This is a genomic window from Streptomyces sp. NBC_01520 (assembly GCF_045040375.1).
Classification (GTDB): domain Bacteria; phylum Actinomycetota; class Actinomycetes; order Streptomycetales; family Streptomycetaceae; genus Streptomyces.
In genome coordinates, this window is record NZ_CP109404.1 from 1653984 (window position 1) to 1668653 (window position 14670).

13 protein-coding genes and 3 pseudogenes are annotated in these 14670 nt (G+C 73.3%); 9 read left to right on the plus strand and 7 right to left on the minus strand.

The genetic code is table 11. From position 1 onward, the window contains the following. Positions 1–71: 71 nt before the first annotated feature. A complete protein-coding gene (locus OG524_RS07525; protein ID WP_405391719.1) occupies positions 72–1301 on the plus strand; it encodes a type ISP restriction/modification enzyme in 1230 nt (409 codons plus the stop codon). A gap of 144 nt (positions 1302–1445) precedes the next feature. Here the strand turns inward: OG524_RS07525 and OG524_RS07530 are convergent, their stop codons facing one another. After that, positions 1446–2156, minus strand: coding sequence for a TetR/AcrR family transcriptional regulator (locus tag OG524_RS07530; RefSeq protein WP_405391718.1), 711 nt, complete (start codon positions 2154–2156; stop codon positions 1446–1448). Positions 2157–2219: 63 nt separating this feature from the next. Here OG524_RS07530 and OG524_RS07535 point away from each other — a divergent pair, with 63 nt between their 5' ends. The 3 genes and pseudogenes from OG524_RS07535 to OG524_RS07545 form a co-directional block, all read left to right on the plus strand. Beyond that, entirely contained in the window at positions 2220–3188 is a 969-nt protein-coding gene (locus OG524_RS07535; RefSeq protein WP_405391717.1) for an ATP-binding cassette domain-containing protein, read from the plus strand. Beyond that, the gene (locus OG524_RS07540) at positions 3185–4018 is read left to right on the plus strand and encodes an ABC transporter permease (RefSeq protein WP_405809561.1); all 834 of its coding nucleotides are present in this window, start codon (positions 3185–3187) and stop codon (positions 4016–4018) included. Before OG524_RS07535 ends, OG524_RS07540 begins: the two co-directional genes overlap by 4 nt. Before the next feature lie 50 nt (positions 4019–4068). Further along, positions 4069–4274, plus strand: a pseudogene (locus tag OG524_RS07545) (hypothetical protein); the annotation flags it as partial. 12 nt (positions 4275–4286) lie between these two features. Here OG524_RS07545 and OG524_RS07550 read toward each other — a convergent pair. Further along, on the minus strand, positions 4287–4550 hold the full coding sequence (locus tag OG524_RS07550; RefSeq protein ID WP_405391715.1) for a hypothetical protein: 264 nt from the start codon (positions 4548–4550) through the stop codon (positions 4287–4289). Positions 4551–4757: 207 nt separating this feature from the next. Here OG524_RS07550 and OG524_RS07555 point away from each other — a divergent pair, with 207 nt between their 5' ends. Further along, complete coding sequence (locus OG524_RS07555; RefSeq protein ID WP_405391714.1) at positions 4758–5945, plus strand: serine/threonine-protein kinase; 1188 nt, start codon at positions 4758–4760, stop codon at positions 5943–5945. Between the two features lie 70 nt (positions 5946–6015). Here the strand turns inward: OG524_RS07555 and OG524_RS07560 are convergent, their stop codons facing one another. Continuing rightward, positions 6016–6825, minus strand: a complete 810-nt coding sequence (locus OG524_RS07560; RefSeq protein WP_405391713.1) for an SGNH/GDSL hydrolase family protein — start codon at positions 6823–6825, stop codon at positions 6016–6018. A 519-nt stretch (positions 6826–7344) separates the two neighbouring features. On the opposite strand from OG524_RS07560, the pseudogene OG524_RS07565 reads away from it, so the two are divergent. Both OG524_RS07565 and OG524_RS07570 read left to right on the plus strand, forming a co-directional pair. After that, a pseudogene (locus tag OG524_RS07565) lies at positions 7345–7913 on the plus strand (polysaccharide deacetylase family protein); the annotation flags it as partial. 173 nt (positions 7914–8086) lie between these two features. Next, positions 8087–9181 (plus strand): DUF5925 domain-containing protein, encoded by a 1095-nt coding sequence (locus OG524_RS07570; RefSeq protein WP_405391712.1) that lies wholly within the window; start codon positions 8087–8089, stop codon positions 9179–9181. Between the two features lie 58 nt (positions 9182–9239). Here the strand turns inward: OG524_RS07570 and OG524_RS07575 are convergent, their stop codons facing one another. After that, complete coding sequence (locus OG524_RS07575) at positions 9240–9614, minus strand: GntR family transcriptional regulator (protein WP_405391711.1); 375 nt, start codon at positions 9612–9614, stop codon at positions 9240–9242. Between the two features lie 70 nt (positions 9615–9684). On the opposite strand from OG524_RS07575, the gene OG524_RS07580 reads away from it, so the two are divergent. Then, positions 9685–10605, plus strand: a complete 921-nt coding sequence (locus tag OG524_RS07580; RefSeq protein WP_405391710.1) for a GNAT family N-acetyltransferase — start codon at positions 9685–9687, stop codon at positions 10603–10605. Next, positions 10586–11113, plus strand: coding sequence for a DUF402 domain-containing protein (locus OG524_RS07585; protein ID WP_405809565.1), 528 nt, complete (start codon positions 10586–10588; stop codon positions 11111–11113). The genes OG524_RS07580 and OG524_RS07585 overlap by 20 nt, the downstream gene beginning before the upstream one ends. Here OG524_RS07585 and OG524_RS07590 read toward each other — a convergent pair. From OG524_RS07590 to OG524_RS07600, 3 genes and pseudogenes are all read right to left on the minus strand, one after another. Continuing rightward, positions 11110–12588: a trifunctional class I SAM-dependent methyltransferase/NUDIX hydrolase/VOC family protein gene (locus OG524_RS07590; protein ID WP_405391708.1), complete on the minus strand. Its 1479-nt coding sequence runs from the start codon at positions 12586–12588 to the stop codon at positions 11110–11112. The two genes, OG524_RS07585 and OG524_RS07590, sit on opposite strands and share 4 nt — an antisense overlap. A 34-nt stretch (positions 12589–12622) precedes the next feature. Further along, a pseudogene (locus OG524_RS07595) lies at positions 12623–13111 on the minus strand (tripartite tricarboxylate transporter permease); the annotation flags it as partial. A gap of 149 nt (positions 13112–13260) precedes the next feature. Further along, positions 13261–14355, minus strand: coding sequence for a M20 family metallopeptidase (locus OG524_RS07600; protein ID WP_405391707.1), 1095 nt, complete (start codon positions 14353–14355; stop codon positions 13261–13263). Positions 14356–14670: the final 315 nt, after the last annotated feature.

The window sequence follows — 14670 nt, forward strand, 5'->3', positions numbered from 1 at the left end:
CCCGCCACGACGGCCCGCCCGCCGTTACGATGCCGGGGGCGGGCGGACGTGGCGACGGGGAGGACGACACGGTGGCAGCACGGGTGGCGGCCGGGGCCGGCGGGGGCGCGGTGCCTCCGCTGCTGGACGACCTCATGCCGTGGTCGGTACGGCCGCTGAGAACGGGCCGCACCTGGGTGACCGCCCCGGACACGGCCTCCCTGCGGGCCCGTTGGGACATGCTGGTGGGGGCGGAGGGGGCCGAGCAGGAGCGCCTGTTCCGGTCGAGCCGCGCCCGTACGCCGCTGACCCCGGCCGCCGCGCTTCCGGGCCGGTTCACCAATACGGGGGGTTTCGCCCGGGACCCCGGGCCGTATCCGGATCCGGTGCGGATCCTGCACGGCCCCTTCGACGAGCACTGGCTGATCCCGGACCACCGGCTGCTCGACGCGGCACGCCCCGAGCTGTGGCGGGTCGCCGACGCGCACCAGCTGTTCGCCGTCGAGCACGGGTACGCGCCGCAGGGCGCAGGGCCTGCCCTGTCCGTGACGGCGCTGCTGCCCGACGGGCACTCACCCGCGGGCCGCCCCGGCCGGATACGGCCGCTCTACCGGCGGCCTGGCGCGCGGGAACCCAATCTCGCGCCGGGCCTGCTCGGGCTGCTGCGCTCCCGGTACGGGGATTCCGGCGGCGCGGAGTCCGTGCTGGCCTGGGTCCTCGCCGCCGCCCGTCCCTCCCCGTCCGGGCCTGTCGTGCCGCTGCCTCCGGACGGTGCCCTGTGGGCGGAGGGGGTGGCGCTGGGCCGGGAGGTGCTGCGGGTGCAGTTGCGCGGGGCACACGGCGGGGAGCGCCCCCGGCTGCCGGGCGGCCGTCGCCCGTATGTGCGGGCGGCGATCCCTCCGCGGCCCGAGGGGCTGGACTACGACCCGGCGTCCGGGACGCTGGCCCTCGGCACCGGCCGCGTCTCCCCCGTTCCCGCCGGGGCCTGGGAGTTCCGGGTGAACGGGGCACGGATGCTGGAGCTGTGGTTCGAGCGCCGCACCGCGCCGGCCGGGGCGGAGGGCCTGGCGGCGCTGCGTCCGCGCGGCTGGCCGCAGGAGTGGACCTCGGAGCTGCTCGAACTGATCACGGTCCTGGCCCTGCTCGACGAACTGGGGCCCCGGCAGGCGGCGTTGCTGGAGCGGCTCGACGAGGATCCGGGGCTGACCCGGGACGGGCTGCGCGGGGCCGGCGTGCTGCCCGTCCCCGCGTCGGCGCGGCGGCCCGCCTCGGTGCTGGATCACCACGAGGAGGGCCCCGAGGGGCAGTTCGCCCTGCTGTGACCGTCCGAGGGCGAGGGTCCGTCCGGGGGCGAGGGCCGTTCGGGGCCAGGGTCCGTCCGGGGCGGGGGTCCGTCCGGGGCAGGGGCCGTCCGGGGCAGGGGCCGTCGTGGACAGGGGCCGTCCTGGGCAGGGGCCGTCGTGCGGCTATCTGTCGAACGAGTCCAGCACCCTGCCCAGGGCCCGGTCGAAGACCCCTTCCAGGTCGATCGGCCCGGGGTCCTCGGCGAATCCGGCCGCCATGCGCGGATACCTGCCGGTCGCGATCTGGCTGATCAGATAGCGGGTGCGGATCTGCTGTTCCTGCTCCTCGGACCAGGGGAGCGAGCGGCTGCGTTCGGCCGTGGCGATCTCGTTGGAGACATAGGTGGTGATCACGCCGTTGACCATGGCGACGAGTTCCATCTTCTCGCCGAACGGGGCGTCGAACCCGTCGAGGCAGCTGAGCGCGTACTCGATGTAGGCCAGTGAGTTCGGGCTGAATCCGTAGACCGGTGACATCAGCCGGGGCACCCAGGTGTGGCGGTGCATCATCGCGCGCGCCTGGTGGGCGAGGGCCAGGATGTCGGCCCGCCAGTCCCCGGAGGGCTTCTCCGGCAGGTCGTACCCGGCACTGACCGCGTCGAACATCAGCTCGTACAGATCCTCCTTGCGCGGAACGTAGTTGTACAGCGACATCGTGCCGCAGCCCAGTTCGGCGGCCACCTTGCGCATCGACACCGCGTCGAGGCCCTCCTCGTCGGCGATGCGCACGGCTGCCGCCGCGATGTCGGCACGGCTGAACGCGGGCTTCGGCCCACGCCCCGCACGCTCGGGACGTGCCCAGATCACTTCGGGTACAGCGGGTCGCCCCACCATCGGTCATCACCTCACCCACCATCGTAGTTACGTACGCTGTACGTAGTGCGGTACGGTGCACCCATGACAACTACGTACGCCGTACTTAGTGAAGGCCTGGAGAAGCGGTACGGAGACGTCCACGCCCTGCGCGGACTCGATCTCGCCGTCGCCGAGGGCACCGTCTGCGGAGTGCTGGGGCCCAACGGCGCGGGCAAGAGCACCGCCGTCCGGGTGCTCACCACGTTGACGGCCCCCGACGGCGGGAGCGCCCGGGTCGCCGGACACGACGTGGTGCGGGAGGCGGCGGCGGTGCGCGCGGCGATCGGTGTCACCGGGCAGAGCACCTCGATCGACGGGGAGCTCTCCGGACGGCAGAACCTGCGGCTCTTCGCGCGACTGCTGCGCTTCCGGGGCGCGGCGGGCCACGCACGGGCCGACGAACTCCTGGAACGCTTCGGGCTGACCGAGGCCGCCGACCGCCCCGCCCGCACCTTCTCCGGCGGCATGCGCCGCCGCCTGGACCTCGCCGCGGGCCTGCTCACCCGTCCGTCGGTGCTCTTCCTCGACGAGCCGACGACCGGACTCGACCCGCACAGCCGCAACCAGATCTGGGCCGCCGTGCGCGAACTCGCGGGGCGGGGCACCACGGTCCTGCTCACCACGCAGTACCTGGAGGAGGCCGACCAGCTGGCCGACGACATCGTGCTCATCGACCGGGGCCGCGCCGCACACCGCGGCACCCCGGCCGGACTGAAGGCGCTCATCGGCAGTCACGCGGAGGTCGTCGTCGCCGACGCGTCGGCGCTCGGGCCGGCGGCCGCGGTGCTCGACCAGCTGACCGGGGCCGAGCCGGTGCTCGACCACGAGCACCGCACCGTCGGCGTCGTCGTCGCCGACCCCACCCTGACCCTGCCGCGCATCGTCCGCGAACTGGACGCGGCGGGCGTCCCCCTGATCGACGCGAGCCTGCGTCGGCCCACCCTCGACGAGGCCTTCCTCCGGCTGACGGACCGGGGAGACATCAGCACGGTGAAGGAGCCCGCGGCATGACCACCACGATCCTGGTCCACGAGCGGAACCCGGCGCCCGCCACGGGCGGCACGCTGATCGCCGACGGCCTGGCGATGACCGTCCGCCATCTGCAGAAGCTGAGGGCCGCGCCCGGGGTCCTGATCCTGACCCAGACCATGCCGATCACCATGCTGCTGTTCTTCGGCTACGTCTTCGGCAGCGCGCTGGCGGTGCCGGGGCAGGAGTACCGCGCCTTCCTGGTGCCCGGACTCCTCGCCGCGACGGCCGCCAACGGCCTGATGACCGGCATGTTCCAGGCGGCGCAGGACTGCGACCGCGGGGTGATGGACCGCTTCCGTACGCTGCCGATGAGCCGGGCCGCCGTGCCGCTCGGCTCCACCGCCGCCGAGGTACTGACCACCGCGGTCGGCCTGGTGCCCCTGATGCTCGTCGGACTCGCGGTGGGCTGGCGGATCGAGGGCGGCGTGGCCGATGCCCTGGGGGCGTTCGGACTGCTGCTGCTCTTCCGGTTCGCCACGTCCTGGGCGGGCTACTGGCTCGGTCTGCTGATCCGCGACGAGGAGGCTGCGGGCCAGCTCGGCAGCGCGACGTTCATCCTTCCGCTGCTGTCCAGCGCGTACATCCCGACGGCCGGCATGCCGGGCTGGCTGCGGACGGTGGCCGAGTGGAATCCGATCAGCGCCCTGGCCGCGGCCACCCGCGACCTCTTCGGCAACGCAGCGCCGACGGCTGACGCGGCCTGGCCGTCCGCGCACCCGGTGGCCGGGACGCTGGCGTGGGCGGCGGTTCTGCTCACGGTGTTCGTCCCGCTGACGGTGCGGCGGTACGCCCACGACGGCAGGCGGTGACGGCGGGGCGCCGTACGGCCGGCATGACGGCGGGGTACGACTGAGGTGACTCATCGGTGGGCCCGCCGCGGGCGCCGCTGCCCCCGATCATGCTGCCGGGCGGGGCGGGGACGCCGATGGGTGCCGTACCGGCGCGGGGTGAACACACCGGCGCAACACTGCGGGCCCTGGGGATGACGGACGAGAAACAGCAGCACTGCGCCGGGACGGAGTGATCTCTGATACGGCCCTGAGCGGTGGGCCGGATCGGTCGTGACGGGCCGTGGGATCAGCGGCGGCTGCCGAAGAGCGAGCGTCGCAGTCGCCGCAGCGGCGCGAAGAGCGAGACACGCGCGCTCCTGCTCCTGCCGGTGTGCGCGACGTCGCGCGAGGTCAGCTCAAGCATCAGCAGCGTCGCTTCCGCGGACTCACGCTGCGGAACGGCAGGACCGCCCAGCACCGCGAGATGGCGGTCGAGGCGCGAACTGGTCGCACTGCTCCCACACGTGATGGCAGGCACACGCGGCCTGCTGCGCACCGTTATCTGTTCCATGTCACTCCCCACCCGTACGAGGGCACCCGGCCCGGGCAGGTTAACCCTATCGTCCCGCGACGACACCCGTGTATCCCGCCCACAGGATTGCCCACACGTATACGGAGGTTGACGGGCCGTTACCGAACACGACCGATTCCGGGCCGGGTTGAGCTGACTTGGAGCGGATTCGTCCGTACCGCACCCCGCTGCTGATGGAGGATCACCGTGAGCGATGTGTCGGGCAACGACCGCGTGGTCGCGGACCGCTACCGCCTTCTCGGGCCGCTGGGGGAGGGCGGTACGGGCATCGTGTGGCGCGCCCGCGACGAGGTGCTGGGGCGCGAGGTCGCCGTACGGGAGGTCAGGGCGCCGGCCGGGATGCCGGCCGGCGACGTCCGGCGGCTCCACACCCGGCTGGAACGGGAGGCACGGGCGGCGGCCCGCGTCTCGCACCGCAACGCCGTCGCCGTCCACGACGTGGCCCTCCACGATTCCCGGCCCTGGATCGTGATGGAGCTGATCCGCGGACTCGCCCTGTCCGACGTGCTGGACGCCGACGGACCACTGCCCTCGCGGCGTGCGGCCCGGATCGGCGCGGAGGTCATCGCGGCGCTGCGGGCCGGTCATGAGGCGGGGGTGCTGCACCGCGACGTGAGGCCGGGCAACGTGCTGCTGGCCAACGACGGGCGGGTGATGCTGACGGACTTCGGGATCGCCGCCGCCGAGGAACCGTCCTCGCTCACCGGGACGGGTGAACCGGTCGACTCGCCCGAATTCCTCGCACCCGAACGCGCGCTGGGGCGCGCGCCGGTGCCCGAATCCGATCTGTGGTCGCTCGGAGTGCTTCTGTTCGCCGCGACCGAGGGACGTACGCCGTTCGTCCGGGACACGCCGGCGGACACGCTCCGGGCGGTGATCAAGGAGGAAACGCCGGTGGCCGGGCGGGCCGGTGCGCTCGCCCTCGTCATCGAGGGGCTGCTGCGCAAGGACCCGGACGGACGGCTCACCGCCGGGGAGGCCGAGCACCGGCTGCGGATCCTGGCCGCGGGCGGGACGGGCCCGGCCGGTGGCGGGACCGCGGGCCCGCCGCCTCCGCCCGCCCCCGATCCCGGCCCCGGTGACTCCGGCGGCCCGGAAGGCTCCGGCCTCCCCGGCGGACCGGCGGGGGCACCGGACGGGCCCGCGGGAGCACCGGAACGACCGGGGCGGGCGGCCCTGTTGCTCGTCGCGGCCGTCGTGGCGGTGGTGCTGCTCGCCGTCGGAGCCGTCGTGTGGGCACTGTCGGGTGACGCGTCCGGCGCGCCCCGCGACACCACCGTCGGGAGCACGGGGGCCCCGCACGGCGTGAGCCGCCCCGGAACGCACGGGGAGGAGACCCCGGCGGACGGGACCTCCTCCCCCACGGACACCTGATCCGCCGGGCCGTGCGGTACGGACGCGCTGTGGAGCGGGTACGTGCGGCCGTGCGGTTCGCGTCGGGGAATCAGGCCTTCGCGTTGAGGACGGGCAGGTAGCCGCCCGACTGTCCGGCGGCGGTGGGGTGGTAGGACTCGCCGATGTTGAGCCAGTTCACGCTGTGCAGCCAGGCGCTGCCCGAGCAGATCTCGTGCCCGGTGAAGGTCGAGGTGACGTCACCGAAGGTGAAGCCGTGGTCGGCGGCCCGCTTGGCGGTGGCCGCGTTGAGGTAGTCGGCCGCGCCGTTGATGGCGGAGCGTTCCTTCTCGCTCAGCCCGGCGAGGCAGCTGCCGCCGAGCTCGTAGAAGCGGGGGTATCCGAGGACGACGACGCGGGCGGCGGGCGCCTTGGCGCTGATCGCCGAATACACCGAGTCCAGCTTGCCCGGCAGGGTCGAGTCGACGTAGCCGCGGGCGGTGGCGATCCGGCTCAGGCAGGTGGCCTCGGACTGCAGGACACACGTGGTCATGACATCGGCGAAGCCCGCGTCGTTGCCGCCGATGGAGATCGAGACGAGGTCGGTCGAGGAGTTGAGCGGGCCGAGCTGACCGGCCGTGACATCACCGGTCCTGGCTCCCGAGCATGCGGTGAAGGCGAACGAGGCGGGCGCGTTGGCCGCGGCCCAGAGGCGGGGGTAGGCCCGGGTGCTGCGCTTGCAGTCGCCGCTCGCGCTGTCGTAACTACCGGCTCCGACACCGGAGGAGTACGAGTCGCCGAGCGCCACGTAGTCGACCGCCTGTACGGATTCCTCGGCGTTGGCGACCCCCGCGCCCGTCAGGGCGAGAACGGTGCCGAGCAGGAGAGAGGACGAGAACGCCACGAGTCTGGACATTTTCATGGAACCTCCTTGGGCAGGATCTCTGCCTACTCCGTGGTAGCAGCCCAGAAGGCAATTCCGGAAGTGTCCATGCCAAGAACATTCCATGAGCTTCCACGAGGACTGCCGCGAAGGCTTCCTCCGCACCCCTGCCGATCCGTCACATCGGCATCCGGCATCCGGTGCACCGGGGGCGGAGTCGCCCATGCGGATCATCAGCCATGAGACAGGGTCAGTTCGGACAGATGGGCTGCCGCTTCCGGCCCGGATGCTCGACGACGACCGGGGACGGTGCGGCGCCTGCACGCATCGGTCCCGATTCACCACTGCGCCCGCCTTTCGCGCTCTTTCACCTCTTCGCAACTCCGGTAGCCGCGCTCTCCGTGCGGCAGCCGCGGATGGAGTGTCCGGGCCGGCCGCCCGGCCGGGCACCGGGCCACTCACCGTCAGTCTCCGGACGGCGCGGGCCCTTACGGCCCTGGGCAGCAGTTCTGCGCGGAATGGGTGCTGATCATTTCCGTTTCCGCCCTGATCATTCTTCTGCCGGTGCCGGCCGAACACGGCTTCGCCGCCACGGTCTTCGTCCCCACCGGCTGGCTGCGCGGGGCGTACGACGAGGGCGGCGCCCTGGACACCATGCTCGGCTGGGGCCAGGTGCGTGAACTCGCGGCGACGGGTGTCGGGATCGGCGGCCACAGCCACACCCGTCCCCGGCTGGACCAGCTCGACGACAGGGCGCTGCGGGCCGAGACCGTGCGCTGCCGGGAGACCGTCACGGCGGAACTGGGCGAGGTCCCGGTGTCCTTCGCCAACCCGTACGGCTATGCCAGCCGCCGGGTCCGGCGCGTGGTGCGCGCGGCGGGCTTCGCCCAGTCGCCGGCCGTGGGCAACGCGATGGCGCGGCGCCGCCAGGGGCCGTACGCCCTGGAGCGGGTGACGGTCCGGCGCGGCACCGGTACCGCCGCGTTCGCACGGCTGGTCGAAGGGGGGCGGTCACCCGTGCGTTCGTCGCGGACCGGGCGCTCACCAAGGGGTTCGCGGTGGTGCGCGGCGCACGCCGGTTGCGACGGGCGATCGGCGGGACCGCACCGGCCCCGCGTGCGGCCTGACCCGAGGACGGCCCGTCGGCCGGACCCACCGGCCGGGCGGCGGCGTCCGCCCGGTGGGCCCGGCCGGCCTCGGCACGGTCCCGGTGTGCGGCCCGGTCCCGCGCTCGCCACCGGCACGCGCGGGCTGATGAAACCTGGTGCGCGGGGTGGCACCGTGCCGGATCATGGGCGCCATGTCTGACACCCCCGAGTCCGCTCTGCCGATCCGGCTCAACGTCGACGACAGCGATTCACCGTCCGACGTCGTGGACGCGCTGTTCCTCGGCCGCTTCGCGACGGGCGAGCAGCCGTACTCGCACAGTTCCTCCCTCGACCGGGTGCGTTCGGGGGCGACCCTGCTGCCACCGGCGGCCAGGGTGCTGCGGGCGGCCCGTGACGACGACCGCAGTGCCACGCTCGCCGAGGGCGACGGCTGGACGCTGCTGATCTCGCGGTGGAACAGGGGCGCCGACGTCACGGTCACCGCCACCACATCCGAGCTGGCCGAGAAGGTGCTGACCGAGGCCACGGACGGCGCCCGGGACGAACCGGAGCCGCAGCCCGACAACGTGACGATGGGTTTCTGGTACGTCTCCCCGCGCCGGGGGCCGCACCGCACGACCCGGCAGATCGCCGCGGGTACGTGGGACGAGGTCCGCGCCAACTACACGGCTCCGGTGGCCGATGCCATGGACCGGCTGATGAAGGTCACCCCGGACGACATCTCCGGCCGGCTGCTCCTGCTGCACGGCCCTCCGGGTACGGGCAAGACGTCCGCGCTGCGCACCCTCGCCCGGTCGTGGCGCGACTGGTGCCAGGTCGACTGCGTGCTGGACCCGGAGCGGCTCTTCAACGACGTCGGTTATCTGATGGACATCGCCATCGGTGAGGACGACGGGTCGGCGAAGGGCCGGTGGCGGCTGCTGCTCCTGGAGGACTGCGACGAGCTGATCCGCGGCGAGGCCAAGCACACGGCCGGCCAGGCACTGTCCCGGCTGCTGAACCTGACGGACGGTCTGCTCGGCCAGGGCCGCAACGTACTGGTGGGCGTGACGACCAACGAGGACCTGGAGCGGCTGCACCCCGCGGTCGTACGACCCGGGCGTTGCCTGGCCCGGATCGAGGTGGGTTCGCTGACCCGCTCGGAGTCGGTGTCCTGGCTGGGTACGGAGGAAGGGCTCGGCCGTGAAGGCGCGACGCTCGCCGAGCTGTACGCGCTGCGGCGGGGCAGTGGTCCCGCGTCCGTACCGAAGCAGGACGCGGGGGCGGACGCGGGGCTGTACCTCTGATGACCCGCCACCTCTGAGCCCTCGCCGGGCACCGGGGACCCGTCCCCTTCGGCCGGGCCTACTCCTCGTAGGCCGCCCGCACCGCGTCCTCGGCCAGGGAGAGCGCCTCGGCCCTGGACAGACCGAGGCGTCTGGCCTCCCCGGCGTAGTCCTGGGCGGCTGTCGCCGCCTTGCGTGCCGCCGCGTCGCCCGCGGCGGCGACGAACGTGCCGTTGCGGCCGCGGGTCTCGACGACCCCGTCGGCCTCCAGCGCCCGGTAGGCCTTGGCGACGGTGTTGGCGGCGAGGCCCAGGTCCTCGGCGAGGCCGCGTACGGTCGGGAGCCGGTGGCCGACGGGCAGGGCACCCGAGCGGGCCTGTTCGGAGAGCTGGGTGCGCAGCTGCTCGTACGGGGCGGTGGCGGAGTCCGGATCAATGGCGATCTTCAGGGTCACGGGCCCGATTCTCCCCCACGGCCGGAAATTCGGAGGCGACCGGGAGGCTCTCCCGCGTACCGTCCGGCGCATGACCGTGATCGTGCGAGACTTCCGGCCCTCCGACGCGGAGGCATGGGTAGGGGTGCGCCGCGCGGCGCTGCCCTTCATGGTGACGACCCCGGAGCAGGTCCGGCGCGACGTGGCCGACGCGCATCCCGACAAACGCCTCCGGCTGCTGGTCGCCGAGGAGGACGGCGAGGTGATCGGCACCGCCCAGGTCGGCATCGCCTACGAGACCCCGGAGCCGGGCCAGGCGTTCTGCAATCCGTACATCCGTCCGGACAGGATGGGGCGTGGGGCGGGTTCGCTCCTCGTGCGGACCGCCGAGGAGTATCTGGCCGGTGTCGGCGCGGTCGCCGTCCACGCCTGGGTGCTCGACGGGCCGTCCCATCGCGCGTTCGCCGAGAAGCGGGGATACGTGGCGAGCCGGCCGGCACACTTCCTCCATCTCGATCTGGCGAACAGCGCACTGCCGCCGCTCCAGGAGGTCCCGGCCGGCGTTGAGTTGCTCAGCGCCGCCGACTTCGAGGGCGACCCGCGCCCGCTGTTCGAGGCGGACGCCGAGACGACCTCGGACGAGCCGAGCGACACCCCGACCGAACTGGCCGACTACGAGGACTGGCTGAGGACGACCTGGTCCAGGCCCGCATTCGACCACGGGCTCACCTCCGTCGTGGTGGTGGACGGGGAGGTGGCGGCGTTCAGTGTGGCGGAGACCGACGGCCTGACCCGCTACTGGTCGGGCATGACCGGCACCCGGCGCGCCTTCCGGGGCAGGGGTCTGGCGAAGCTCGCGAAGAACGACTCGCTGCACCGGGCGCGGGCCGCCGGCTGCACGGACGCCTACACCGGCAACGACGCGGCGAACGGCCCGATGCTGGCGATCAACACCTGGTTCGGCTACGAGGTCTGTGCCACGGAGGTACGGCATGTCCACCGTCTCACCTGAGAACGCCCTGTCCGTCACCCTGGTCAAGGCGGGCATCACCAAGATCCGGTATCCGGCGGACCTCGTCCATGACGACGGCACCCACGTCACGGTCAGGGCCCCCTGGGCGGCGCCGCACACCCGGGACTTCGGCTTCGTACGGTTCGAGCCGGGCGACGTCTTCACCGAGCACTACTGGCGCGACCGGTGGTTCGCGGTGAAGGAGGTCCGTACCGGCGGCGGGGAGCTCAAGGGCTGGTACTGCGACATCACCAGGCCCGCGGTCCTCCGGGACGCCGAGCTCCTGGTGGAGGACCTGGATCTCGACCTGTGGGTGTCGGCGGACGGTGTCTCCGTGCTGCGGCTGGACGAGGACGAGTTCGAGGAGAGCGGTCTGGCCGGCCGGGACCCGGCGGCGGCGGAGGCGGCCGTACGGGCGCTCGACGAGCTGGAGCACCTTGCCCGCACCGACGGGCTGGCGGAGCTCCTCCGCCGGGACACGCCGGCCGCGCTCAGGGCCGACGGCTAGGGCGCCACCAGCTCCACCTCGTATCCCGCCGCGTTCTCCAGGTATGCCGCGTGGTGCCCGCCGCCACCGGCGTGCGGGTGACGGCCGGGGAAGAGCAGCCGCCAGCCGTGCTCGGGGGCGCGGCGCACCAACGCGTCGAGCGTGTCGCGGTCCCGGACGTGGAACGCCAGGTGGTTGAGGCCGGGGCGCAGCCTGTCGTGCGTGTCACCGGTCAGGTCGGGTGACCGCTCGACCACCACATAGCTGTCGCCGCGCCGCCAGCTGCGGCCCCGTGACCAGCGCTGGTACGGCACATGGCCGAGCTCGCCCAGCAGCCAGCCCCAGTCGGACTCGGCCGCAGCGAGATCGGGCACCCACAGCTCGATGTGGTGCACCCCGCCGGTGGCGGCGGCCGTCGCCGGCAGCGGGACGGCACGGCGGATCCCGTCCGGTGCGTACGCGACCGGGTCGCCGTCCTCGTGCCAGTGGAGCAGGAAGCGCTCCCCAGCGCGGTAGCCGTCGAGTCCCGCACGGCAGTACGCCACGATGTCGTCCGGCAGCGAGTCCAGCGGGAACCAGCCGAGCCCGGAACACTTGTCCGGCTCGGCGTTGCGGGGCGGCCGCTCCGGGTCGTACGCCGCCTCGAAGAACCAGCCCGTCCGCGGGCTGCCGCCGGGGCCCCGGTGCTGCATGACCAGGGCCACCCTGAGCTCGTCCGGGTCCAGCACGACGCCGGTCTCCTCGGCGGTCTCCCGGATCATCGCCTCCCGGACGTCCTCACCGTCCTCCACGTGGCCGGAGGGCGCGTGGAGCAGGCCGTCCGCGTATCCCGTGCCCGCCCGTCGGCCGAGCAGCACGTCGGCGCCCCGGCGCAGCAGCAGGTGGACGTCGACCACCTCCGTGTGCCGGTGGGCGGGCTCGGCGCGGGCCACCAGGGCGTACCGCTCGTCGTCGACCTCCTTGCCCCAGAGCCGGGCGTCGCCGGAGAGCAGCTCATGGTGGATGCGCTCCGTGTGCGGGGTGAGGAGTCCGGTGAGGCGGGCCGCGGAGAGTCCGACGCCGCCCCACACCCCTTCGATCAGCACGAGCCGCCCGCCTGGTCTCAGCAGGCCGAACCATCGGCGCAGGGCGGCGACCGGGTCGGGGAGCAGCCACACCACGTGCCGGGCCAGGATCACGTCGAACCGCTGTGTCCCGACGGGCGGGTGGTCCGCGTCGCCGACCAGCACCTCGGCGCCGGTGCCGGCGAGCTTGGCCCGTGCCTGCTCGGCCATGCGCGGCGACCGGTCGACGGCGGTGACCCGGTGCCCCTGACCGGCGACCAGCAGCGCGAGGCTGCCCGTGCCGCACCCGAGGTCGAGGACCTCCGAGCGCGCCACGGGCAGCCAGGTCTCCATCCGCCGGGCCCAGGCGCTGCGGACGACGGGGTCGAGGAGCCCGTGGTCGGGCTCCTCGTCGAACGAGTCGGCGGCGGCGTCCCAGTCGATCGTGGTCATGGGAACGATCCTCTCAGCCGCCACCGACAATCCGTCAGGACCTGATCCGGACCACCAGCTTCCGTACGAGCGGCCAGGCCAGGATCAGCAGCACGATCGCGTACACCGTCACGGAGAACGGGGTGTTGACCAGGCCCGTGACGCTGCCGTCGCTGATCTGCAGGGCGCGGCGCAGCTGCTGTTCGGCGGCCGGGCCGAGGATGACGGCGATGATCGCGGGGAGCACGGGCAGGCCGTACCGCCGCATCCCGTAGCCGATCAGGCCGATCAGGCCGATCACCAGCAGGATCACCAGGTCGACGGCCTCACCGCCGACCGCGTACGCGCCGACCGCGGCGAAGAACAGGATGCCCGCGTAGAGGTAGGGGCGCGGGATCCGCAGAAGTTTCGCCCACAGCGGTGCCAGGGGCAGATTGAGCGCGAGCAGCAGGACCATGCCGGCGAAGAGCGAGGCGATGAGGCCCCAGACCAGTTCGGGTTCACGCTCGAACAGGAGCGGGCCCGGCTGGATCCCGTACTGCTGACGGGACGGGCCGAGGTCTCACTGCGGTACGGGGGGACGGGCCGGCCCGAACGCCGCTACCGGGCGGTGTCCTGACGGAGGCGGGGCGGAGCGACAGGCGGCCCGCGCCGGCGTGGGCACGGCCCGACCTCTTTTCACGGAACGCCCCCTCAGGCGTTCCGGATCGCGTTCACCAGTCCGGCCGCGAGGTTCGCCCGCTCCTCCATGGCGTCGATCACCAGGTACTCGTGGTCGGCGTGGGCGCCGCCCCCGACCGCTCCGAGGCCGTCGAGTGTCGGCACCCCCAGGGCGGCCGTGAAGTTGCCGTCGCTGCCGCCGCCGACCGCCCGGCCCTCGATCCCGGGGAGCAGCCGCTCGGCCAGCGCGAAGAGACCGGCGGACGCAGACCCGGGCATCGGGGGCCGGCCCACGGATCCCCGGACCTCGATCTCCGCACCGTCCAGACGCGGAGCCAGTGCGGCGAAGGCGGCTTCGACGCGTTCCTTCTCGTCGGCCGACTCGACCCGGACGTCGACGACGACGGTCGCCTCCGCGGGAACGACGTTGTCCAGGGTTCCCGCCGACGCGACGGTCGGGGTGACGGTCGTGCCGATGCCGGGGCGGCCGAGTGCCGCGATGTCCAGCACCTGGTGCGACGCCTCGATCAGGGCGTTGACCCCGGCCTCCGGTTCGAGACCCGCGTGCGAGGCCCGGCCCGTGACGAAGACCTGGAAGGTGCCGCAGCCCTTGCGGCCGGTCTTCAGCGCCCCACCGTCCGCGGCACCCTCGAACACGAGGACGGCGCCGCACGCGAGGGCGCGTTCCTCGATGAGGGCCCTGGAGGAGCGGGAGCCGACCTCCTCGTCGGCGGTGACCAGGATCTCGACGCCCGACAGGTCGTCGAGCGCCGCCAGGCCGTGGACGGCCTGGACCAGACCGCCGAGCATGTCGAACACCCCGGGTCCGGTCGCCCGCCCGTCCCGGACCCTGAACGGGCGGCGCTCAAGGGTGCCGAGCGGGAACACGGTGTCGTGGTGACCGAGGATCAGTACGCGGGGGTCGCCGCCGCCGGACCAGTGGACGTGCGGCCCGGCCTCACTCGCGACGAGGACGGCCCGCCCGCCCAGGCGGCGCTCGACGACAGCGGCGACCGCCGCGGCCGAGGCCGCCAGGGCGTCGGGATCGCGTGAGGGGGACTCGGTCTCCACGAGTGTCCTGAGGTCCTCGATCATCGCGTCCACACTCACATCGACGGCCTTGCGCATCGTCACTTCTTCCCCGGGTCGGCTGTATCCGCGCCGCCATCCTCCGTCATCGGTCCGTTCCGGGACCACTCGCACGCACCGCACCCACCTTGGTGGGCCCGCGCGGACCGCCGCACCGGCGGCGTTTCCCGATCCCACTCCTAACCGTCCCTTAAGCGCGCCATAACGATCGCCACCCGCGCCTTCCGCGGCCGAACCGGCCCTCTCCGGCGGCTAGTTTGCTGATCACCGGGACGGGGTCCGATCCGCCGGTGCCGCAGGCGTACGGGGGGCGGCACCGCCGTACGGGCACTGTGCCGTGCCCCCTCACAGACG